Source organism: Kordiimonas laminariae (genome assembly GCF_023008165.1).
In the GTDB taxonomy this organism is placed as follows: Bacteria; Pseudomonadota; Alphaproteobacteria; order Sphingomonadales; family Kordiimonadaceae; genus Kordiimonas; species Kordiimonas laminariae.
Map to the genome: position 1 here is coordinate 528697 of NZ_JAKQZA010000001.1, position 20266 is coordinate 548962.

At 47.1% G+C, this 20266-nt stretch carries 26 protein-coding genes; 9 read left to right on the plus strand and 17 right to left on the minus strand.

Going from position 1 to position 20266, the window contains the following annotated elements; genetic code table 11:
• The first annotated feature begins 129 nt into the window (after positions 1-129).
• The 3 genes from fsa (at position 130) to MF542_RS02520 (ending at position 1931) form a co-directional block, all read left to right on the plus strand.
• The gene (fsa, locus tag MF542_RS02510; protein WP_247015607.1) at positions 130-783 is read left to right on the plus strand and encodes a fructose-6-phosphate aldolase; all 654 of its coding nucleotides are present in this window, start codon (positions 130-132) and stop codon (positions 781-783) included.
• A 63-nt stretch (positions 784-846) separates the two neighbouring features.
• Positions 847-1272: a hypothetical protein gene (locus tag MF542_RS02515; protein WP_247015609.1), complete on the plus strand. Its 426-nt coding sequence runs from the start codon at positions 847-849 to the stop codon at positions 1270-1272.
• Positions 1269-1931 (plus strand): class I SAM-dependent methyltransferase, encoded by a 663-nt coding sequence (locus MF542_RS02520; protein WP_247015611.1) that lies wholly within the window; start codon positions 1269-1271, stop codon positions 1929-1931. Before MF542_RS02515 ends, MF542_RS02520 begins: the two co-directional genes overlap by 4 nt.
• On the opposite strand, the gene MF542_RS02525 is transcribed toward MF542_RS02520, so the two are convergent.
• Positions 1932-2366, minus strand: coding sequence for a nuclear transport factor 2 family protein (locus MF542_RS02525; RefSeq protein ID WP_247015613.1), 435 nt, complete (start codon positions 2364-2366; stop codon positions 1932-1934).
• A gap of 238 nt (positions 2367-2604) precedes the next feature.
• Between MF542_RS02525 and MF542_RS02530 the strand changes: the two genes are divergently transcribed.
• Both MF542_RS02530 and MF542_RS02535 read left to right on the plus strand, forming a co-directional pair.
• Positions 2605-2862: a YjhX family toxin gene (locus MF542_RS02530; RefSeq protein ID WP_247015615.1), complete on the plus strand. Its 258-nt coding sequence runs from the start codon at positions 2605-2607 to the stop codon at positions 2860-2862.
• 5 nt (positions 2863-2867) lie between these two features.
• A complete protein-coding gene (locus MF542_RS02535) occupies positions 2868-3185 on the plus strand; it encodes a hypothetical protein (protein WP_247015617.1) in 318 nt (105 codons plus the stop codon).
• Positions 3186-3195: 10 nt separating this feature from the next.
• Here the strand turns inward: MF542_RS02535 and MF542_RS02540 are convergent, their stop codons facing one another.
• The 3 genes from MF542_RS02540 to purE are packed head-to-tail and all read right to left on the minus strand — an operon-like array spanning position 3196 to position 5171.
• Positions 3196-3591 carry an ASCH domain-containing protein gene (locus MF542_RS02540; RefSeq protein WP_247015619.1) on the minus strand — a complete coding sequence of 132 codons (396 nt, stop codon included), beginning with the start codon at positions 3589-3591 and terminating at the stop codon, positions 3196-3198.
• On the minus strand, positions 3588-4661 hold the full coding sequence (locus MF542_RS02545) for a 5-(carboxyamino)imidazole ribonucleotide synthase (RefSeq protein ID WP_247015621.1): 1074 nt from the start codon (positions 4659-4661) through the stop codon (positions 3588-3590). The genes MF542_RS02540 and MF542_RS02545 overlap by 4 nt, the downstream gene beginning before the upstream one ends.
• Positions 4662-4673: 12 nt before the next feature.
• Complete coding sequence (purE, locus tag MF542_RS02550) at positions 4674-5171, minus strand: 5-(carboxyamino)imidazole ribonucleotide mutase (RefSeq protein WP_247015623.1); 498 nt, start codon at positions 5169-5171, stop codon at positions 4674-4676.
• A 204-nt stretch (positions 5172-5375) separates the two neighbouring features.
• Here purE and MF542_RS02555 point away from each other — a divergent pair, with 204 nt between their 5' ends.
• Entirely contained in the window at positions 5376-6116 is a 741-nt protein-coding gene (locus MF542_RS02555; protein WP_247015625.1) for a GGDEF domain-containing protein, read from the plus strand.
• 14 nt (positions 6117-6130) lie between these two features.
• Here the strand turns inward: MF542_RS02555 and MF542_RS02560 are convergent, their stop codons facing one another.
• Both MF542_RS02560 and MF542_RS02565 read right to left on the minus strand, forming a co-directional pair.
• Positions 6131-6334: a YdcH family protein gene (locus MF542_RS02560; RefSeq protein WP_247015627.1), complete on the minus strand. Its 204-nt coding sequence runs from the start codon at positions 6332-6334 to the stop codon at positions 6131-6133.
• Positions 6335-6413: 79 nt separating this feature from the next.
• Positions 6414-6998 carry a UbiX family flavin prenyltransferase gene (locus MF542_RS02565; RefSeq protein WP_247015629.1) on the minus strand — a complete coding sequence of 195 codons (585 nt, stop codon included), beginning with the start codon at positions 6996-6998 and terminating at the stop codon, positions 6414-6416.
• Between the two features lie 155 nt (positions 6999-7153).
• Between MF542_RS02565 and MF542_RS02570 the strand changes: the two genes are divergently transcribed.
• Positions 7154-7321, plus strand: coding sequence for a DUF465 domain-containing protein (locus MF542_RS02570; RefSeq protein ID WP_247015631.1), 168 nt, complete (start codon positions 7154-7156; stop codon positions 7319-7321).
• Positions 7322-7391: 70 nt separating this feature from the next.
• On the opposite strand, the gene MF542_RS02575 is transcribed toward MF542_RS02570, so the two are convergent.
• Together MF542_RS02575 and MF542_RS02580 are read right to left on the minus strand one after the other, a co-directional pair.
• Complete coding sequence (locus tag MF542_RS02575) at positions 7392-8012, minus strand: DUF1013 domain-containing protein (RefSeq protein ID WP_247015633.1); 621 nt, start codon at positions 8010-8012, stop codon at positions 7392-7394.
• Positions 8013-8222: 210 nt separating this feature from the next.
• Entirely contained in the window at positions 8223-9203 is a 981-nt protein-coding gene (locus MF542_RS02580) for an NAD(P)H-quinone oxidoreductase (protein WP_247015635.1), read from the minus strand.
• A 73-nt stretch (positions 9204-9276) separates the two neighbouring features.
• Here MF542_RS02580 and MF542_RS02585 point away from each other — a divergent pair, with 73 nt between their 5' ends.
• Positions 9277-9471, plus strand: a complete 195-nt coding sequence (locus MF542_RS02585; protein ID WP_247015637.1) for a DUF1192 domain-containing protein — start codon at positions 9277-9279, stop codon at positions 9469-9471.
• Positions 9472-9588: 117 nt separating this feature from the next.
• On the opposite strand, the gene MF542_RS02590 is transcribed toward MF542_RS02585, so the two are convergent.
• Together MF542_RS02590 and rpmE are read right to left on the minus strand one after the other, a co-directional pair.
• The gene (locus MF542_RS02590) at positions 9589-10047 is read right to left on the minus strand and encodes an Hsp20 family protein (RefSeq protein WP_247015639.1); all 459 of its coding nucleotides are present in this window, start codon (positions 10045-10047) and stop codon (positions 9589-9591) included.
• A 213-nt stretch (positions 10048-10260) separates the two neighbouring features.
• The gene (rpmE, locus tag MF542_RS02595) at positions 10261-10488 is read right to left on the minus strand and encodes a 50S ribosomal protein L31 (RefSeq protein WP_247015640.1); all 228 of its coding nucleotides are present in this window, start codon (positions 10486-10488) and stop codon (positions 10261-10263) included.
• A gap of 195 nt (positions 10489-10683) precedes the next feature.
• Between rpmE and MF542_RS02600 the strand changes: the two genes are divergently transcribed.
• Entirely contained in the window at positions 10684-12468 is a 1785-nt protein-coding gene (locus MF542_RS02600) for an ABC transporter transmembrane domain-containing protein (RefSeq protein ID WP_247015642.1), read from the plus strand.
• A gap of 34 nt (positions 12469-12502) precedes the next feature.
• Here MF542_RS02600 and MF542_RS02605 read toward each other — a convergent pair whose 3' ends face one another.
• The 7 genes from MF542_RS02605 to efp form a co-directional block, all read right to left on the minus strand.
• A complete protein-coding gene (locus MF542_RS02605; RefSeq protein WP_247015644.1) occupies positions 12503-14086 on the minus strand; it encodes a hypothetical protein in 1584 nt (527 codons plus the stop codon).
• Between the two features lie 138 nt (positions 14087-14224).
• Positions 14225-15184 (minus strand): polyphosphate kinase 2, encoded by a 960-nt coding sequence (ppk2, locus tag MF542_RS02610; RefSeq protein WP_247015646.1) that lies wholly within the window; start codon positions 15182-15184, stop codon positions 14225-14227.
• 111 nt (positions 15185-15295) lie between these two features.
• Complete coding sequence (locus MF542_RS02615; protein WP_247015648.1) at positions 15296-16294, minus strand: serine hydrolase domain-containing protein; 999 nt, start codon at positions 16292-16294, stop codon at positions 15296-15298.
• 8 nt (positions 16295-16302) lie between these two features.
• On the minus strand, positions 16303-17391 hold the full coding sequence (locus MF542_RS02620; RefSeq protein ID WP_247015650.1) for a peptidoglycan -binding protein: 1089 nt from the start codon (positions 17389-17391) through the stop codon (positions 16303-16305).
• A gap of 5 nt (positions 17392-17396) precedes the next feature.
• A complete protein-coding gene (locus MF542_RS02625) occupies positions 17397-18563 on the minus strand; it encodes a hypothetical protein (RefSeq protein ID WP_247015652.1) in 1167 nt (388 codons plus the stop codon).
• A gap of 231 nt (positions 18564-18794) precedes the next feature.
• Positions 18795-19607, minus strand: a complete 813-nt coding sequence (locus MF542_RS02630) for an inositol monophosphatase family protein (protein WP_247015654.1) — start codon at positions 19605-19607, stop codon at positions 18795-18797.
• A gap of 93 nt (positions 19608-19700) precedes the next feature.
• Positions 19701-20264 (minus strand): elongation factor P, encoded by a 564-nt coding sequence (gene efp, locus MF542_RS02635; protein ID WP_247015656.1) that lies wholly within the window; start codon positions 20262-20264, stop codon positions 19701-19703.
• Positions 20265-20266: the final 2 nt, after the last annotated feature.

The following is a 20266-nucleotide window of genomic DNA, read 5'->3' on the forward strand; positions in this document are numbered from 1 at the left end:
CTTGAAAAATGCGCCAATCTCGAATAGGCAGACACCAGCGCGTAAGCTATCCTCACGCTTTATAGGATAGTCTTGTTATAGTCGGCCGCGATAAGGGACTAGCCCCAAACGGGCCTCAAGGAGCATAAAATGAAATTCTTCCTCGATACTGCCAATATTGATGAAATCCGCGAAGCAAACGCAACTGGTCTTCTGGATGGTGTTACAACAAACCCATCTCTTATTAAAAAGGCTGGCCGTGAGTTTTTCGAAGTAATCACTGAAATCGCCAAGGAAGTTGATGGCCCGGTTTCTGCTGAAACAGTAGCACACGACCACGAAACTATGCTGAAAGAAGGCCTTAAGTGCGCGAAAATTGCTGACAATATCGCCGTTAAAGTGCCGCTAACACTTGAAGGCCTTAAAACATGTAAGGCTCTTCGCGCTGAAGGTATCATGGTGAACGTAACGCTTTGTTTCTCTGCGAACCAAGCGCTTCTTGCTGCCAAAGCTGGCGCATCTTTCATTTCGCCGTTCGTTGGCCGTCATGATGATAACGGCTTCAACGGCATGGAGCTGATCGAAGATATCCGCAATATCTATGATAACTATGCGTTCGATACAGAAATCCTCGTGGCTTCTGTTCGCCACCCTACACACATTCTCGAATCTGCGCGCATCGGTGCTGATGTTGCAACATTCCCAATTGATGTGCTGCGCAAGCTTGCAAAACACCCACTGACAGACAATGGCCTAGCAGGCTTTGATAAAGACTGGGCAGCAACAGGCTTCTCAATCCTTTAATACCTGTTTTCCAGAAGGGCGCGGGGTCAACCATGCGCCCTTTTTGTATATGCCATAAAGATTATGACCGAAACTGAAGAAATAGAGCACGCCAAGAAAGTTATGGCCCTTCCTGAATTTCAGGAAGCCTTAAACGCAGGCCATTTCCATATACTTCGAAAAATTATGCTCCAACAAAACTACACTAATAAAGAAATTGACAATATTTTCTTTATTGGCACAGGAAGTATTCAACGCTTCAGTTTTGTTATCGATAATATTTATGCGCTCATATTCATGATCTTTTTTGGCTTTGGTATGCTACCTATAGGCGCCTTACTGTCAGGCCCAATACCTTTCGATATTATCCTTGAAAAACCGATCACCTTGTATATTGAGACGTTCGAAAAGCATTGGTTCATGGGACCTGTCATTTATGTTGCATATATCTTTTCCAACTGGACCCATCATACTTGGAATAAATATAAACAAACGCGTAAAAAGCCATGACAGAAACAGCATTCCAGAAACTTCGTGAAGAAAACCCGTGGCCAAACCCGGAAGGTATCCGCGCGTGGGATTACAGCCTTGGCGGCGGCGGGCGCGAACTGATTGATGAAATCATCCGTACGGATAAACCAAAATTCATGCTGGAAATTGGCTGCTTTCTAGGTGCATCCGCCAAACGCTGGATGAATGTTTCAGAAGAATTGAAAATTGTAGGCGTAGACCCGTGGTCTGATTGGCTCATTGACCAGTGCAAAAAATATGTGGGCCGCCCGAACCTTACGCGCGCTTACCCAGATATTAAAGTGCAGGAACAGTTCGCCAGCGATATCGAAACACAGGGCCCTTTTGCCACCGCTATGGCAAACCTTAAGGGCTATGAGCAACGCTTTGTACCCTACCGCGCTTATTCACCAGAGGCCCTACCGAGCCTGAAAGAAAAAGGTTTTGAACCTGATCTGATTTATATCGACAGCACCAAAAAACCTGATGACCTCGACGTCTGTATCGAACTATGGCCAAACGCCCGTATCACAGGTGATGACTGGCACTGGAACCGAACTAAGGGCTACCCTATGCGCCAGACCGTGAATGCATTCGCTGAAAAACACGGGTTTAAAGTGGAAGCTGATTGGGCAACCTGGGTGTTAACGCGCCCCTGATTATTCAGAGGTGAATGTCTTACTGATAATCCACCAGCGGCCCTTCAGTTTAATGAGGTGCATATAATCGGTGAAGCTGGCTTTGCCGAAAAAGCCTGTTTCTTTAACTGTAAGGCTAGCTACATTCCCTGTCACCCGCACATCTTCGACCCAACCTTTAAAAGGTGCGCCTGCAGATTTCATAGAAGGATTTGCGCTCAGGCTTTTGAAGAAATCTTCCGGTGTGCCTAGCTGCTCATTCCCGAACAGATGGCCGTTCATCACAGCGTTTTCATGGAATATCTCACGCATAGCAGAGATATCAGCTTCGTAGGTTGCTTTGATATAGCGTTCAGCCAGCTCAGTTACGGCGCGAACATCTGCATTTTCATCTGCTCTCGAAGGCATTCCGAAAACAACAAGCACAAACAACACACTCACAAAATATTTAAGCATTCCAACCTCCTGATACGCAGCAAACACCCCAGCATTAAATCAACCTAGACAAACTTTGCAATGTTCCATATGCTTCAGCCATCACATTTGGAGTGAGTTTGATGAACAATTCTACCGAGACCCGCTAACACCTGCCCCTGTAGGTACACACTTTTCCACAGCGCGGCAGGTTTCATAAGCAACACGGATACGCATTCGTACCCGTGCCCTTTACTTATGGATCTCGGAGAATTCCCCAGTGAATATTTCCAAACACGAGCAACGTGCGCTTCATGCGCTCGCTCAGGGTGGTTTAATTTTAATCGAACGCGATAACGCCCGGAAAATTATCAAAGCAAACTGTGTAAACCGTGAAGGATGGTATCTCTCGGGCTTTACGCTTGAGCTTTTCAAAAAACTCAAAAAGCGCCGCTTTATCAAAAGCCAGAACAGCCGCCCCTACCGCATTACTTTGCAGGGACTTGAGGCTGTACGCGCCCAACTGGATAACAGGTGAGATTTATGCCTGAACTTTTATGTACATATAAAGGTGGTGCCCACCACTATAAGCTGGTGGGCCGCAGTGCCCCTACAGCAACAGCTCAGGAAGATACAATCACAATCCTGAATGCACTTTCCGCGGGAGAGGCGCAGATGCTGTTAGGGTTATTAACAGAAGAACTTCTTGCGGATTTTGGGGCAGCACATCTTGAGCTGTACACACCCCAGCGTGAACTTATTGAGCCAGCGCTGACAGGGTGGGACTTTCTCTATGAAGCAGAAGGGCCGGACGGCTTGATGCGCGAACTATACGAATACCGGGGCATTGCCCCGGTATAGGCTATTATGTTCAGAATACCTCCACGAGTTTGAAGGTGATACAATCTAGGAGCATATCAGGTTCATAAGCACCTGTTCTGGTGAAATATTCTATATGAACATCTCTCCAGAATTTCAGGCTCAGGTCTCCCTCACCTTCTCGGGCTGCATGCGCGGCTGTTACATCGGTAAATTTCACACGTTCGACCGCTGTGGTTTCAATCACACAGGCGCGGTCTCCTTTGCCGTTCAGAACAACCTGACGCTTACCAACCTTGAAAACTTCTTCGCTGTCTGCCTCATCGCATGTCGCTGTTTTCTTACCCTCAAGCACAAGGGCAAGAAGTTCATCGGCCAACTCTGGAGAATCGCCAAAAGCAAACTCCATCATTCCCAACGGCGATTCGGCAGCAGGGATAAAAGTCATTCACTATCAACCCAAGTAACATGGCCCATTTTACGACCTTCGCGGGGTTCTTGCTTACCGTAGTGGTGATAGCTGGCTTTTGGATCATCCAGATATTTCTCATGCTCAAGAATATCCTTACCAAGAAGGTTTTTCATAAGCACCTTGCCGCGTGCTGCTGTTTGACCAAGCGGTAAATCACAAATAGCACGAACATGCTGTTCGAACTGGCTGGTCTCCGCTCCTTCAATAGTCCAGTGACCAGAGTTATGAACACGTGGTGCAATCTCATTCACCACGATCTCACCACTATCATCGTTTACAAACATCTCCACAGCCATCACCCCCACATAATCAAGGGCATTTGCAACTTTAGTGGCCATTACTTTGGCAGTCGCTTCAAGGCGCTCTGATACGTTCGCGGGGATTGTGGTAGTATCAAGAATATGATTGGTATGAACGTTTTCGCCCACAGGGAAAGCCGCTACATCGCCTGAAACAGACCGAGCAACAATCACGCTTACTTCCCGGTCAAACTGCACAAAGCCTTCAAGGATAGCGGGAGTACCCTTGGTAACCGCCAAGACATCATCAAAATCCAGTTTGGATTTCACCATTGCCTGACCTTTACCGTCATACCCAAAACGCCTAGTTTTAGCGACAGCCGGGTGGCCTATTTTCTTATAGGCGGCAAGCAGTTCTTCTTCTGTTTCAAATGCCATAAAAGGCGCGGTTTGCACACCAGCATCATTGAGAAATTCTTTTTCTGTCAAACGGTCCTGCGTAAGCGAAAGCGCCTGTACCCCCGGGCGAAGCGGTTTGATCTTCGCTACAAACTCTGCGGTTTCAGCAGGAATGTTTTCAAACTCATAGGTGATGACATCAACGCTTTCGGCAAAAGCCTTAAGCGCATCCTGATCCGTATAATCAGCAACTGTATGAGTATAAGCCACATGGAATGCCGGACTGTTTTCTTCCGGGCAAAATATATGGCATTTATACCCTAAATTAGCAGCGGCTAGAGCGATCATACGGCCTAGTTGGCCGCCCCCTAAAATCCCTATGGTGCCGCCTGGCTGTATCTTCGTCATTTTTAAAGCTCTTTATTCGCTATCAACTGGCTCTAAAGCAACGCTTTCGGTTTGCGCTTCGCGCCAAGCATCCAGTTTAGCTGCTACCTCATCATCCATCAGCGCCATAACGCTTGCAGCCAGAAGGCCTGCGTTCTTGGCCCCGGCTTTACCGATCGCCAGCGTTCCAACAGGAACACCGCCCGGCATCTGCACGATAGAGAGAAGGCTATCTTTCCCGGAAAGCATGCTTGACTGCACTGGCACACCAAAAACCGGAAGTGGTGTCATGGCAGCAGCCATGCCCGGTAAGTGTGCTGCACCGCCTGCGCCCGCGATAATGCATTTCAAGCCTCTATCACGGGCTGACTTTGCATAATCGTAAAGACGATCCGGCGTACGGTGTGCAGAAACGATTTTACTTTCAAAGGGAATTCCCAATTCGGCAAGAATATCTGCCGCGTGTTTCATGGTAGGCCAGTCTGACTGGCTGCCCATAATAATACCCACTAGTGGTGTAGTGTCGCTCATGGATTGGCCCATTTTATGATCCGCGAACCTGATTAGAAGCCCCAAGCGCCTCTAACCGATGGAGCGCGCATTATAGAAACCGTTTCTCCGAATGCAAGCATGCTGGCAATTTCATTTTGTTCACAAGTTTCACTAAGGGATTCACATTCAGGATTTTTTAAGGTATGTCTTATAGTTAAGGGTCTAAGAAGTAGGCGTATTCAGATGAAAATAACCAACACACCTGGCATAATGAGAACAGGCCCAGCGCGGCCAACTCGCAAGGCGGATAGCGCCACCAGCACAGGCTCTGTTGCCAGACCCAGAGAAATCCACGATACGGTTCAAGTTCTAAGCATTCCCCCTGAGGAAATGACTGAACGCGTACAAAAAGCCATCCTTGGTTTGATGGAAGAAGTAGATAGCCTACGCCGGGAACTTGATAACACCAACCGCCGTCTTCGTGAAATGGAAGACCTAGCCGATACAGATGCCCTTCTTCCAGTGCCAAATCGGCGTGCCTTTATCCGTGAACTTAATAGAATGATTTCCTTTGCAGAGCGGTACGGTACACCGTCTACGCTGATGTTCATTGATCTGAACGACATGAAGAAAATCAACGATAGCTACGGCCATGACGTGGGTGATAAAGCACTTTTCCATGTGGCGCGCCTGCTTTCTGAAAATATCCGGGGTACCGATGTAATTGGCCGTTTAGGTGGTGATGAATTTGGTATCCTGCTTGCCCAAGCAGATGAAACCATAGGCGCCCAAAAGGCACAGCAACTAGCAGGTATTCTCGATAAAAACCCAATGGACCATAACGGGATTAACATCCCCATGTCGCTGGCGTTTGGTACCTACACGTTTGGCTCAGGTGATCAACCAGATGATGCCATTAATAAGGCAGACCAAGCCATGTATGAAAACAAACGGGAACTTAAGGGCGAAGGAAACACGCGCTAAGTACGGCGATTCCCTCAGGCAATAATATCCGGCACCAGCATATTCTGAAATTTTTCAATCTCATCCTTTAATGCCAGTTTCCGCTTTTTCATACGCTGCAGTTGAAGTGCATCAAATGAACCAGCCACTCCCATAGCAGTAATAGCATCGTCTAAATCGCGGTGTTGCTCTATAACTTCGGTGAGATGTTCCCGAATGGCATCTTCGTCCAAATTCATTGAATAGCCCTGAAATTAGTACCCTGCTGTGGTTATACCACGAACTCGCAGACAAGAGAAGGCGAGGAATAACAAACACCTAGCTCCAGCGGTTAATATCCATATGAATATCAAAGAGATCCAAAACTCTAGCCGTTGTAAAAGTAACCATTTCTTCAAGGCTTTTCGGTTTTGAATAAAATGCAGGCACCGGCGGCGCAATAATAGCGCCCATTTCAGAAAGCTTGGTCATCGTTCGTAGATGTCCGGTATGGAGTGGTGTTTCCCGCACCATCAGCACAAGCCTGCGCCGTTCTTTAAGCACCACGTCAGCTGCTCGGCTAACGAGGCTTGACGTGATCCCTGTTGCGATCTCACCCATTGTTTTAACGGAGCACGGCGCCACAATCATTCCTTCTGTCAGGAAAGAACCACTGGCAATCGCAGCACCAATATCCTTGGTGGGATAAAGCGTATGGGCCATTGCTTTCACATCAGCGGGGCTGATATCACTTTCTTCATGAAGGGTGCGTTCCGCCGCTTTCGACATAACAAGATGCGTTTCGATACCAGCTTTATTCAAAAGCTCCAGAGCTTTCACACCATAACACACACCGCTCGCGCCAGTGATAGCAACGATCATGCGTTTGTTACGAGTCTCTTTTTCCTGATGAGTCTCTGGCATTTTTTGAAACAATCCTTCGCGGGTAAAAAAAGTGATCAAGCTAAGTGCCCGAAGATACAGGCTATCTTGAAGAAGGTAAATCTTTTACGTGACAAGTCGCATTTCAGATGGTCGAATACTTCTCTTACATAAAAGCTTATAGAGGAGTGACAGGTATGAGCCTAGAAACGCATGTAGAATCACTCAACCAGAAACATGCAGAGATTGAACTCTCTATCGAACGAGAAGAACATAGGCCCTCCCCAGACAGTATTCGTCTGATGAACCTCAAGCGAAAGAAACTGAAACTGAAAGAAGAGCTCACAAGGCTCACCAAACATTAACAAGCTTTCAGCAAAAAGCGCGCGAACCAGATGGTTCCCGCGCTCTTTTTTTATCTAAATCTCAAATCGCCTAAAACGTTGGATCTGTATCCAGTGCGTTTGGCTCTTCTACTTGTTCTTCAGCCATTGGTTCTGGAGCCGCTATTTCTTCACCGTCCGCCAGCATTTTCTCACGACGCGATGCAGCAGCCTGAACCGCTTCATCAAGCTCCTGCTGCTTACAAAGCCCCAAGCCTACCGGATCATGCGGGTGAATATTCGAAATATTCCAGTGACTGCGTGTGCGAATGCTTTGAATCGTAGGCTTTGTTGTTCCCACAAGTCGGCTGATCTGTAGATCAGTTAACTCAGGGTGGTGACGCACAAGCCATGCAATCGCATCTGGTTTATCCTGACGTTTGGAAAGCGGTGTGTAGCGTGGGCCCTTTGTACGCGGGAGCGCCTTCACATCGTCCTCTTCAATCTGAAGTGATGCTTTTGGATCTTCCTGACAGCGATTAATTTCGTCCCACGTAAGCTGACCGCTTACCGTTGGATCCTGTCCTACAATATTGATACCAACCGTACCATCGGCAATACCTTGAATCTCAAGCTCGTGCAGATTGCAGAGATCCGCAATTTGCTTGAATGTCAGGGCCGTATTATCAACCAGCCACACCGCAGTGGCCATTGGCATTAAAGGTTGTGTCATCCCAATTTCCTAACTGTTAAACAGATATCTCCCGTGCACAGACTAGCCCCCGCCAGCCTGCCCCCTGAAGTTTTCAATTGTAATGAAAAGGGGGTGGAGAAAATCCTCCTGAATCATTCTTAACAGGTAACAGGCTTACTGTCACCGCGAAATGGTGGTTTCTGATTTAAATCATACAAAAACTGCATCAAGGGAGCTTTATCCCGCTCATTACTCTGCAACTTCTAGAATGATTTTCCCTTTATGCGTGCTCGCTTCCATCAAAGCATGCGCTTTATCAGCATCCTTTAGAGGGAACACACTATCAATAACAGGCGTTGACTGCCCTTTTTCAAGCAGTGGCCAAACCTGTGTTTTTAGAGCATTTGCAATATCACCCTTAAAACCATTATCTCTTGGTCGAAGCGTGGAGCCCGTAAGTGTTAACCTTTTCAGCATTACAGGCATCATATTCACTTCCACCTGCGGTCCCGTTAGGAATGCAATGGAAACATGCCTGCCATCAGGCGCGAGGCACATAATATTTTTGCCAATATACTCTCCGCCAACCATATCCAGCACGACGTTCACACCGCCACCGGTGAAAGAAAGCACTTCTTCTACAAAATCTTGCTCTCGGTAGTTGATGCATTTATCGGCACCAAGTTTTTCACAGAAAGCAACTTTCTCTTCGCTACCTGCTGTGGTGATAACAGTTGCTCCAAAAGCTTTAGCAAGTTGAATAGCTGTGGCACCAATTCCTGATGATCCACCATGTATGAGTATGGTTTCACCTGCCCGCAGCCCCGCGCGGTCAAACACATTTGACCATACGGTAAAATAGTTTTCCGGAATAGCTGCCGCTTCCATAAAACTGAAGCCTTCCGGCACAGGAAGAAGGGTTTCTATGGGAGAAACACAATATTCCGCATAACCACCACCCGGCACGAGCGCACATACCGAATCGCCTACAGCAAACCCTTTTACCTCTTCGCCGAGCGCTTCAATAATGCCTGCCACCTCTAGGCCCGGAATGTCTGTTACACCCGGTGGTGGGGGGTATAAGCCTTTTCGCTGCACACAATCCGGCCTGTTTACACCAGCTGCTTTTACCTTAATCAACACCTCACCTGCTTTGGGTGCAGGGATATCTCGTTCGCAGGGCACCAAAACTTCAGGCCCCCCGGGCTTACTAATTTCTATTGCTTGCATACATCCTCCCAATAACCCGTATAATGTGGGCAATTTTGATACATGTACAAGTTTTTATACGAGAGACCCCGTGATGGACTTTGATGATTTACCACTGAAGAAAGATACGCCAACTGCTGCTCTTGAGAAAGAAGACCTATCTGAAGCAAGCGTTGATCAGCTTGAAGAACGCATTACCGTTTTAAAAACAGAGATTACGCGTACAGAAGAGGAAATAAAGGCCAAAAAAGCGAGCCGCGCGACGGCAGACGCCTTCTTCAAATCATAAACGAAAAAAGGCGGGAACGGACCATATCGGGGGAGGATTGGTCGGTTCCCGCTGAAGTTTCACGACTGCGAGGATCGTGGAATAGGGAGAAATCGCAACTTAAAGGGAAATCTGGGCTTAGATATCCGAGGACTCAAGCGTTTTCACGCGTGGCTCACTTGATCTGATTTCGATATTACGCGGTTTTTTATGCTCAGGGATCACTCGTTTAAGATCAATCTGCAGCAGTCCATTTTCAAAGTGGGCATCCCCAACCTTAATGGTTTCTGCGAGCTCAAATCGGCGTTCAAAAGCGCGCTTTGCTATACCGCGATGCAAATATTTGCGGTCTGCGGTATCTTCTTTAGCCGCACCGGAAATCAATAATGTGCCTTCCTGGATAACTACATTCAGTTCATCAGGGGCAAAACCGGCCACAGCCATAGTAATCTGGTAATCGTCCTCATCCAGCTTTTCGATATTATACGGCGGATAAGCAGCACTGCTTTCGCTGGATAAAGCTGAATCTACAAGACGGGATAAATGGTCAAATCCAATGCTGGAACGCATTAATGGAGAAAGGTCAAAATTACGCATGTCTAGTCCTCCTATATGAAGCGACAAGTTGGTTAACGCCCACCATCATGGTCAGGCCTTTAAAACTATCCAGCCCCGCTATACGGCGACCGGTAAACTTCATGTAGGTATGCGATTTTGAGCTTACAAGGGATAAAGGTTAAAAAACTTTAGAAATAAAAAAAGGCACCGAGAAACTCGGTACCTTTTTTAAGAAAACTTTGGGCAGTGCACTTATTTCTTGAGAGAAAGACCACCGGCAAAACGTTTCTTGAAGCGAGCCACTTGGCCACCTTCCATAACGTTACGCACGCCGCCTGTCCACGCTGGGTGAGACTTCGGGTCGATTTCAAGGTTCATAGTGTCACCTTCCGAGCCCCATGTAGAACGAGTCTCAAAAGTTGTCCCATCAGTCATTACCACTTTGATAGTGTGGTAGTCGGGATGAATATCTTGTTTCATTGGTCAAATCTCCAAAACAGGCCGTCCGTATAAGAGAAACTCTGACATAATGCAAGGGCTATGATGCGCTTTTCCGCATGGCCTGCGCTTTTTTCGCAATTTATTTACAATTCCGATCATGTTTATTCAAAAACATTCGTTGGAATTAGGCCCTTAGCCCCCTATATCTGGCACTCTAGGAGCAAGGAAACATTTATGTCAGATAGTACCATCCGCAAAGAGCATGAACCGCCAAAAGGCAAACTTAAGCAGCTGAAAACCCTGTGGGCGTTTGTAAAACCTTACAAAACGCAACTGATTCTCGCTTCACTGTTTTTGCTTATTGCTGCTGCTACATCGCTCGCTATACCCCGCGCTATGGGTGATATCATCGATAACGAGTTCAATTCAGAGAGCGCAACTCTGGTAAATGACTATTTCCTTGTTCTTGTTGCCATCGTAACCATCATGGCTGTGGCTACTGCTTTCCGATTTTATTTCGTGACATGGCTTGGTGAGCGAGTCGTCGCAGATATCCGCAAAGGTGTTTATGAACGGCTTATTACTCTTTCTCCTGAATTCTTCGAAGAGAATCGCCCGGGTGAGATTGTCTCTCGCCTTACTGCCGATACAACACTGATCCAATCTATCGTTGGTTCCAGCGTTTCTGTTTGGGCGCGGAATCTGTTAATTGCTGTCGCGGGTACTGTTCTTCTGTTTATTAAATCACCAACACTGATGCTTTATATCGCTGTGGTAATTCCACTTCTTCTTGCCATCATCATCATTGTTGGCCGGAAAGTGCGGAACCTTTCCCGTACCAGTCAGGATAAAGTGGCAGATGTAGGTGCAAGGGCAAACGAATCGCTCTCGGCTCTTAATATTGTTCAGGCTTTCACACAGGAAACCACTGAAGCAAAACGCTTTGGCGACCATGTAGACGACGCCTTCATCGCAGCGAAACGCCGTATTCAAGTGCGTGCTGGTCTTACTTTCATCATGATTTTCATGATTTTCGGGGCCATCGCCTTTGTTCTTTATAAAGGAGCACAGGATGTGATTGCCGGCACCATGAGTGGCGGTGATATGGTAGAGTTTATCCTCTTGGCAATTTTTGTAGCAGGAGCATTTGGAGCGCTTTCTGAGGTATATAGCGAGCTTCAGCGTGCCGCAGGCGCTGCTGGGCGACTAGCCGAACTACTCGCCGCAGAAGCCAAAATTCAGGCACCAGAAAAACCGCTTGCGATTCCCGCGGATATCGACGGCAGTATTCATTTTAATGATGTGACCTTCCACTACCCAACCAAGAAAGATGATGCGGCACTTGAAAAGCTAAACCTGCATATCAAACCGGGCGAAACAATCGCGCTGGTAGGGCCATCAGGCGCCGGTAAATCAACTGTACTGCAGCTTCTTCTGAGGTTTTATGACCCTCAGTCAGGCAATATTAAAATCGACGGTATTGATATCAAAGATACAGACCCAACCGAGTTTCGCCAGCATCTGGCGTTCGTGCCTCAGGAAACAATTATCTTTGCTGATTCGATTGCAGAGAACATCCGTTATGGCCGCACTGATGCCACCGACGAAGAGGTTATTGAAGCCGCAGAGGCGGCAGCGGCTCATAGCTTTATTGAACGTGCCGGTGAAGGATATGATACCTATCTTGGTGAACGCGGCACCCGTCTTTCTGGTGGCCAGCGCCAACGCCTTGCTATTGCCCGTGCCATTCTTAGAGACGCACCAATCCTGCTTCTTGATGAAGCAACCAGCGCTCTGGACGCTGAAAGCGAGCAAAAGGTGCAGATGGCGCTTGAGAACCTGATGAAAAACCGAACTACTATTGTGATCGCACACCGCCTTGCAACGGTGAAAAAGGCTGATCGCATCATTGTTTTGGATGAAGGTAAGATCGTCGCAGAAGGCACACATAGTGAACTGGTGAAACAAGACGGATTGTATAAACGTCTAGCCGATTTACAGTTTGGCGAAATGCACTAAAAAAACCTTATTGAGGCCAGCGCATGCTGGCCTTCTATTCAGCTTCACGCATACCTTCAAGCAACTTGCTCTGTGCGTCCTTCTTTGCCCTGCCCCTGTTAACCACTCTATCTGCCGCGGGTTGTGCAAAAAGTTGAGGCATTTTCATAAACACTTCACTGTCAAAATTCATAAACATTAAACTGAGCAGAAGCCCAACCTGATCAGAAAAAAAGAAACGCTCTCCCCGCTTTTGGCATTCTACAAAGCGTGTAAATAGATAATGAGAGAATATTTTGGCAAATAACCGCCCCTCTTTCGTCGCAGGGATACCCGTTGCACCTGCGCCAATATTGCTCCAGAAAACAAAATTTGCGGCGCGCGCAGGATCGAGAATCAAGGTTGAAAGAAGGATACGGCCTTCCCTGCCAGACCAAACATCTTGGTGCGATAGCTTCAATACACCATCAATGTCTGTAATTAGGATTTCATCATAAATATCCAAATATTGAGGCACATACATGTAACGTGCCCCAGCACAATACCCCTTCATAATATCGGGGTTTAACACATCCAGATCAGTTGAATCTTCAGTGAAGTTAATATAGATGCCAAACTCATCTTCAATCGTTTGTAATGCATCTTCATCTACCTCAAAATTAATGGCATGCAAATGCAGCGTACCCTTTGGATTTTTGATGGCAAAACTTTCCGCAAAGTTCTTAAAGTACATGCTGTAATAAACTTTGTTACAGGAAACGAGTGTACAATCTCGCGCCCCTGTGTGCCGCATATTGATCTTCAGGTGTTCTGTTTCGCCAACAGGTGCTTCTGCAAAAGCCCTCATATCCTCGGGGGTTTTCACATTAAAACCAGCCCTAAAGAATTGAGAGAAGTACCCTTCTTTGCTATCAGGGCGACATAGCCAGCGAACGCTCTCCTCATGTCTTTTTTCCGTACATTCAATGATGGCTCTATAATGATTGAGGTGCGGACTAGTTGCACCTAAATACATTTCACAGAGCTCCAAGGCATCCGACAGCAACTTCCGGTGCGTATCATCAAAGGTATCCTTGAACACATGACTGGCAATACTGTTATAAATACTTTGAAAGTATAAATCGCAATACAGCTCACGCAGTTGAGAATTAATGGTTGTTCTCTCAAGAGCTTTCAGAACATATTGCCGTACACGAGGAAATTTACTCTCTGCAACAAGAATAATAAGAAGTTCATTCAAAAGTTCATCGTCAAGCGTTTCAATACTATCAAGAGATTCGATCACTTCATTAAACGCTTGCACTTCAGCCTCTACAGGCCCCTGCAAACGCAGCAAAAGACCATAAATTCTTATATGATCAAGAGAGGTCAGCGCATCAGTGTGATTAGAAAGTACTCTGCACCTAACTGCTAGTTGTTCACGTTCTTCTTTTCCAAGAAGACTTTTCCAATGGTAGAACGGAGGGCGAAAGAAAGACGCAAGTACATCCCGTTTTTCTATTTCACGCATCGTATGATGCAGAGCTCTAAAAGCAGGTAACTTTGCTTGCCCACTAAGAATATTTTCTATCTGACTGCGAAGATCATCATCCAGCGAAGTCTTCTTGAAAATTTGCTTCACTTTACTCAGAAAGTCCATGCAACACCCGTTTTCATACTGAAATTTTCACATGTCTAACAGGTATTGATGCAGATACACACATTAATTACCAAGCCCTCTCCTGATTAAGCCTCCCCTGAAAAGAAAGCCCTCAAAAATAAGGGCTTTCTCTTAACTTTATTTACCGCGTCGCTGCTCGGGATGAAGAGAGCGTCCCAAGATATGCTCTGACCGGTGAATTACATGGCTGGCATGCCCAACAATCAGCGGGTCCACGCCATTCACCAGATCATAATCTTTATCAGGGTATTCAATGGTGCTCAGGAAATGCTTCATACAGTTGATACGGGCACGTTTCTTGTCATTTGATTTAATCACCGTCCACGGGGCATCTGCTGTATCCGTATAGAAGAACATCGCCTCTTTAGCTTCGGTATAATCATCCCACTTCCCAAGGCTCGCTTCATCAATAGGGCTTAATTTCCAGCGCTTGAGTGGGTCGGTCTTGCGGCCATCAAAACGCCGTTTCTGCTCATCCTGAGTTACTGAGAACCAATATTTATAGAGCCTGATGCCAGAGCGGGTTAACATACGTTCAAGATCAGGGGTCTGGCGCATAAACTCAAGATATTCATCTGGCTGACAGAACCCCATCACACGCTCGACGCCAGCACGGTTATACCAGCTTCGGTCATAGAAAACGAGTTCCCCTGCAGTTGGCAGGTGCTCAATATAACGCTGGAAGAACCACTGACCGCGTTCCACCTCTGTTGGTTTATTGAGCGCGACCACACGCGCATGACGCGGATTAAGATGCTCGGTGAAGCGTTTGATGGTGCCCCCCTTACCAGCCGCATCACGTCCTTCAAACAGAATTACAAATTTCTGCCCTGTTTCCTGCGCCCAAAGCTGCACCTTAAGAAGCTCCGCTTGCAGTTTGGCTTTTTCATCTTCATAAGCTTTACGCAAGAGCTTTTCTTTATAGGGGTATTCACCCGTTTCAAATGCTTCACGGATTTTATCAGGCGACACCACAGGGAAAGATGATTTTTCCACTGTCTCCTCAACAGGCTGAGATTTTGGCACAGCCTTGATGGCTGGCTTTACTTGCTGCTGTTTGGATTGCGTCGTTGTCATGCGGCTTCCCCTTTCAGTCATACCCCCAATACCAAAATCCATCAGTAGCATTCGCGCCAATGGTTACTTTGATAATGGTCAAATATGCTCGGTGAAAAACCGAGAGTTTGGCTATTTTAACAAGGCTGGAATAATGCGCCGTGTAAGCAGGTTTTTAGGAATGAACTGGTCTCGTGAACCAAAATTCACACCAGTAAACGCCGCTACGATTTTGAGTTCCGGCACGAGGAAAATAAAATTCCCTCCGTTCCCATGGGCGTAAATAAGGGTAACCTTCTTACCTTCAATTTCACCGCCATGAAGCCACCACAGATAACCATACCCTTCAGGGCGTTCGTAAATCCGTGTTTTGGATTTTATTGCATCCTTAACCCACGATGCCGGAATAACATCTTCACCACCAGACGCCATCATTTCGCCAATTCGGTACAGGCTTTTAAGAGTTAGCTTCAGATGACCACCTGTATCTGTATATCCTTTTGGAGTTTTATCCCACTTAGCTACTTTGATACCAAGCGGCGCAAACAAATGCTTATCTGCAAATGCAGGTACTTTCATACCTGAAAGCTTTTCTATCACACGCCCTAAGAGCACCACACCACCTGTGCAGTAGCTGAAATGCTCCCCGATTTCATGGGATAATGGCTGTGAAAGTATAAATGCCGCCCAATCAGGCGTTTCATACATTTTATCTTCCTGCCCCAGTGAAGCTGGTTGCCAATCATTACAGGCCAAACCCATACGCATGGTGAGGATATCTTTAATACGGATATTCCGCCGTGGGTCACTCTGTGCCATATGAGCAAACTCATCAGGCAATATCTCCGACACCCGCACATCTACACTCTTGAGCATTTTAAGCTCAATCATTTTCCCAATCAGAAGGGATGTAATGGATTTGGTCGCTGAACGAATATCCCTTGCTTTATCCGCCTGCTCACCCGGCGCATAAGCTTCAAAGAGGATTTTACCATCCACCGCAACAATACCGCCCTTTACACCTTTGTGCTTACCCTCACTGATTTCCTCGCCAACAAGGCTGATATCATCAGCAAAGGCTGAAGTGCATAATGCTAAAATGAGGAATATTACGGTTCCGAATCTTTGCATAAAAACTCTTATCTTTGGGTCAGGCGCATTTCAATTCTACGGTTACGGCTATAAGCAAATACATTATCATCAGGATCAATCGGCTGGAATTCACCAAAGCCTGCGGCTGCTAACCTATTCGCTGGTACACCCGCTTCAATAAGGAATTCCACCACGCTAATGGCTCGCGCCGCTGATAGTTCCCAATTGCTCCGGAACTGCGCTGTTGAAATCGGGCGTTTATCTGTATGGCCATCAACCCGTAATACCCACTGGAGCTCCGATGGAATCTGGCTTGAAATTTCAATCAGTGTTTCGGCAAATTTCCGAAGCTCCGCGCGACCTTCTGGACCCAGGTCGGCCTGTCCGCTTGCGAACAGCAACTCTGAAGCAAATACAAAGCGGTCACCTTCAATGCGAATTTCAGGGCGTGTAGACAGCACTTCTTTAAGCCGTCCAAAGAATTCTGAACGGTATCCTGCCAATTCTTCCACTTTGCTGGCGAGAGCACGGTTCAACCTGCGGCCCATATCCACGATCACTGCCTGATTACGGCGGTCCCGCTCTTCACTAGCCTGCAAAGCAGCTTCAAGACGCCCAAGCTGTTCCCTGAGCACATTAATATTATTCTGTAGTTGCGCCACCTGCTGCTGCGCACGCTGGGAAATCGCCTTTTCTTCCGCCAGTGCTCCAGACGAGATTTTATGCTTAAGCTCCAGATCACTGGCGAGTTTTTCAAAACGCTCACGCGCTTCTGTCATTTCTTCAAGCCGTGTATCAGAAGACGAAAGCGCGCTGCGTACTGCCTCAAGATCAGCACTTAATTTATCACGGTCTGCATTGGCAGCATTCAATGAAGAAGAGAGGTTAGCCACATTCTCCCTAAGCGAGCTATTAGCCTGCTGCTCAAGTTTCAAAAGATTCCCGAGTTGAGCCACCTGCCCTCTGAGTTCAGCAAGAGCCTGATCACGGCCTGAAAGTGCCTGCCCAAGGAAAAACTGCGAAAGCACAAACATGGATAGCAAGAAGATAATCACCAACAAGAGCGAGGACAATGCATCCACAAACCCCGGCCAGCTACTATCCCCTTGAGCGCCTATTTTACGCCGAGCAAACATCTAGCTTATTGCTCCCCATCACGGCGGCTATCCAGCCCTGCTGCAATCGTGCGCGATAAAAGCTTCAATTCACTGCGGAGTTCATCCACAGTGTTTTCACTGTTGCGAGACTGTTCTTCAATCAAACGCTTGATACCCAGATCAAGATTTCGGATATGCCCTTTGGTGGCATCATCCATCGCAGGAGCTGGTGCAGGCACATCATGCGGCTTTGCTTGCGCGGCAGCCAATTGCTGGATTGCTGTTGCCAGTGACCGGTTAGTTTCATCGCTATGACGCACAAGCTCTGCCTGCGCTTCCATTTTATCAGAAAGACTGGCGAGTGTTTCTGCGATAGCAATCATAGACGACTGTGTTTGATTACGAGCATCTTCAGACTGCTTAAGCGTACGCTGCAAACGGTCAATGCCGTCAGCCGTCTGCTCCATAAGCGCTGTCATATAGCTGTTTGGACTGGCGACACCTTCAGACATTTCACTGCGGGAAAGATGAGTTACAGAAGCGAGCCAATCTTCCACATTATTATAGAAACGCGTTTGCGCCTGGCTGGCTTGCAAATCCATAAATCCAAGAATCAAACTACCAGCTAGGCCAAAAAGCGAGCTTGAAAAAGCCGTCCCCATACCTGCGAGCGGCGTCTCAAGCCCAGCCTTAAGTTCGTCGAACATCAATGCCATATCACCGCCATCAACGGTGAGGCTGTTAATGGTTCCACCAATTGCGCCAATAGTTCCGAGAAGCCCCCAGAATGTACCAAGCAAACCAAGGAAAATAAGGAGCTGCGTGAAATAACGGCTAATTTCACGGCTTTCTTCAAGACGAGAAGCGATCCCATCCAACACAGACCGCATGGAAAGAGTGGACAAACGCATACCGCCCTCTTCCTGTGCTGCCAGTAGTTGAGCAGCGGGCGCCATAAGTTTTGGTGTTACTGATGTGGTCGTACTATCACGGCGTTTAAAGACATTGATCCATTCAATTTCCGGTTTCAGATCAAACACCCGGCGGAACGCAAAACCAGCACCGATAAGGAGAGTGAAAACTATAACCCCATTCAGAGCTATATTGGCCATAAATGCATCAACCAGCGCATCCCTCAGGAGCACACCCAACAGCACCACAGCAAGTGAAAATAGTGCCATGCGTGTTATGAAATTGTTTGGCTTTTGCATGCCTGCAACTCTCCCCGGCGAAGAAATCAAATGGTACCAACACGTTGGAATACATACCAGCCTAGTTTAAGGGCGAAATTATGACTTGCAATGCCTAGCTTCAGGAAAGCGTATTTTTATCGCTCTTATCTCCCGTGAAAGGGCTTCAATGAAACAAAAAGGGCAGGAGAGGATCACTATACCCCTCCTGCCCGAAAGCATCAAATTCCACCATAAGGTAGTTTTTATATTTTAGCCTTGCTTTAAACCACGACGCGCACGTTTGATCACACGTTGCATCGGCATATGAAGCTGATCGTTGGCTGCAATGATATCACCTGTTTTCAGCATATCTGTACCGCCGTTTAGATCAGTTACATAACCGCCTGCTTCTTTCACCATTAGAATACCAGCTGCGATATCCCATGGCTGAAGGTTCGACTCCCAGAAACCATCATAACGGCCAGCAGCAACATATGCGAGATCAAGTGTTGCAGCACCAAAACGGCGAATACCGGCAACAGACGGCATAAACTCAGCAAGCTCAGCTTTAAACTCATCGTGCCCTTCACGGCCCTTAAACGGAATACCTGTGGATAGAAGCGCTTCATCCATACGCTTACGGCCAGATACACGAAGGCGGCTATCGTTCAGGTAAGCACCTTGGCCTTTTTCAGCCCAGAACAGCTCATCAGTAAGCGGCGCATAAATAACACCCGCTGTGATTTCACCGCGCTCTTCCACAGCTACTGTCATCGCAAAGTGCGGAAGACCGTGCAGGAAGTTTGTTGTGCCGTCAAGCGGGTCAATGATGAAGCGAACATCATCACGTTTGCCTTTAACTTCACCACGCTCTTCCATAAGGAAACCGAAATCCGGGCGTACGCGCTGCAACTCTTCAAACAGGGTATCTTCTGCTCGCTTATCAGCCATAGATACAAAATCTGCTGGACCCTTGCGGGAAACCTGCAATTGTTCAACTTCACCGAAATCGCGGCGCAGGCTGCGGCTCGCTTTCATTACGGCAGAGACCATCACGTTAATTAGGGGGGAACGACGGGCCATGGGGGTTCTCTCTATAAATCTTTATTAAAACACATAACCTGCTTCGCTGTGTTTTCGGCGAAACAGGTTACGGCAATAATCATTAAAAAGCTGTTAGTCAGCGCGGCTTACGTATTCGCGCTCAGCTGTGGATACGACAATCTTGTCACCTGCTTTGATGAATGGTGGCACACCAACGCGCAGACCATTATCTAGTTCAGCAGGTTTATAGCTTGAAGAAACTGTCTGGCCTTTCACAACAGGTTCAGTTTCAACAACTTCAAGAGTTACTTTATCAGGAAGGCTAACGCCTAGTGGCTTTTCTTCATGGAATTCGATCTGAACCTGCATACCATCCTGAAGGAATACAGTGTCATCACCAATATCTTCTGAAGAGAGAGAAATCTGCTCGTATGTATCACCATCCATAAATGTGTACATATCACCATCAGCAAACAGGAACTGATAATCTTTTTGCTCAAGAACAGCGCGTTCCACTTTTTCGCTGGAACGGAAACGTTCGTTAAGCTTGCTGCCATTGATCAGGTTTTTAAGTTCAACCTGCAGGTAAGCACCGCCTTTGCCCGGCTGCGTGTGTGCAATTTTTACTGCGCGCCACAATTCACCATTATGAATAATTACATTACCCGGACGGATAGAGTTACCATCTATCTTCATGG

Bases quoted from the DNA above. Each gene is read 5' to 3' on its own strand.
- MF542_RS02620 (WP_247015650.1), bottom strand. From the start codon at position 17,391: ATGTTTGCTCGGCGTAAAATAGGCGCTCAAGGGGATAGTAGCTGGCCG.
- ppk2 (WP_247015646.1), bottom strand. From the start codon at position 15,184: ATGACAACGACGCAATCCAAACAGCAGCAAGTAAAGCCAGCCATCAAG.
- MF542_RS02615 (WP_247015648.1), bottom strand. From the start codon at position 16,294: ATGCAAAGATTCGGAACCGTAATATTCCTCATTTTAGCATTATGCACT.
- purE (WP_247015623.1), bottom strand. From the start codon at position 5,171: ATGAGCGACACTACACCACTAGTGGGTATTATTATGGGCAGCCAGTCA.
- MF542_RS02545 (WP_247015621.1), bottom strand. From the start codon at position 4,661: ATGACGAAGATACAGCCAGGCGGCACCATAGGGATTTTAGGGGGCGGC.
- MF542_RS02535 (WP_247015617.1), top strand. From the start codon at position 2,868: ATGCCTGAACTTTTATGTACATATAAAGGTGGTGCCCACCACTATAAG.
- MF542_RS02605 (WP_247015644.1), bottom strand. From the start codon at position 14,086: ATGGACTTTCTGAGTAAAGTGAAGCAAATTTTCAAGAAGACTTCGCTG.
- MF542_RS02580 (WP_247015635.1), bottom strand. From the start codon at position 9,203: ATGCAAGCAATAGAAATTAGTAAGCCCGGGGGGCCTGAAGTTTTGGTG.
- MF542_RS02575 (WP_247015633.1), bottom strand. From the start codon at position 8,012: ATGACACAACCTTTAATGCCAATGGCCACTGCGGTGTGGCTGGTTGAT.
- MF542_RS02600 (WP_247015642.1), top strand. From the start codon at position 10,684: ATGTCAGATAGTACCATCCGCAAAGAGCATGAACCGCCAAAAGGCAAA.
- MF542_RS02625 (WP_247015652.1), bottom strand. From the start codon at position 18,563: ATGCAAAAGCCAAACAATTTCATAACACGCATGGCACTATTTTCACTT.
- MF542_RS02525 (WP_247015613.1), bottom strand. From the start codon at position 2,366: ATGCTTAAATATTTTGTGAGTGTGTTGTTTGTGCTTGTTGTTTTCGGA.
- MF542_RS02515 (WP_247015609.1), top strand. From the start codon at position 847: ATGACCGAAACTGAAGAAATAGAGCACGCCAAGAAAGTTATGGCCCTT.
- MF542_RS02630 (WP_247015654.1), bottom strand. From the start codon at position 19,607: ATGGCCCGTCGTTCCCCCCTAATTAACGTGATGGTCTCTGCCGTAATG.
- rpmE (WP_247015640.1), bottom strand. From the start codon at position 10,488: ATGAAACAAGATATTCATCCCGACTACCACACTATCAAAGTGGTAATG.
- MF542_RS02560 (WP_247015627.1), bottom strand. From the start codon at position 6,334: ATGAATTTGGACGAAGATGCCATTCGGGAACATCTCACCGAAGTTATA.
- MF542_RS02540 (WP_247015619.1), bottom strand. From the start codon at position 3,591: ATGACTTTTATCCCTGCTGCCGAATCGCCGTTGGGAATGATGGAGTTT.
- fsa (WP_247015607.1), top strand. From the start codon at position 130: ATGAAATTCTTCCTCGATACTGCCAATATTGATGAAATCCGCGAAGCA.
- MF542_RS02585 (WP_247015637.1), top strand. From the start codon at position 9,277: ATGGACTTTGATGATTTACCACTGAAGAAAGATACGCCAACTGCTGCT.
- MF542_RS02555 (WP_247015625.1), top strand. From the start codon at position 5,376: ATGAAAATAACCAACACACCTGGCATAATGAGAACAGGCCCAGCGCGG.
- efp (WP_247015656.1), bottom strand. From the start codon at position 20,264: ATGAAGATAGATGGTAACTCTATCCGTCCGGGTAATGTAATTATTCAT.
- MF542_RS02570 (WP_247015631.1), top strand. From the start codon at position 7,154: ATGAGCCTAGAAACGCATGTAGAATCACTCAACCAGAAACATGCAGAG.
- MF542_RS02590 (WP_247015639.1), bottom strand. From the start codon at position 10,047: ATGCGTAATTTTGACCTTTCTCCATTAATGCGTTCCAGCATTGGATTT.
- MF542_RS02565 (WP_247015629.1), bottom strand. From the start codon at position 6,998: ATGCCAGAGACTCATCAGGAAAAAGAGACTCGTAACAAACGCATGATC.
- MF542_RS02520 (WP_247015611.1), top strand. From the start codon at position 1,269: ATGACAGAAACAGCATTCCAGAAACTTCGTGAAGAAAACCCGTGGCCA.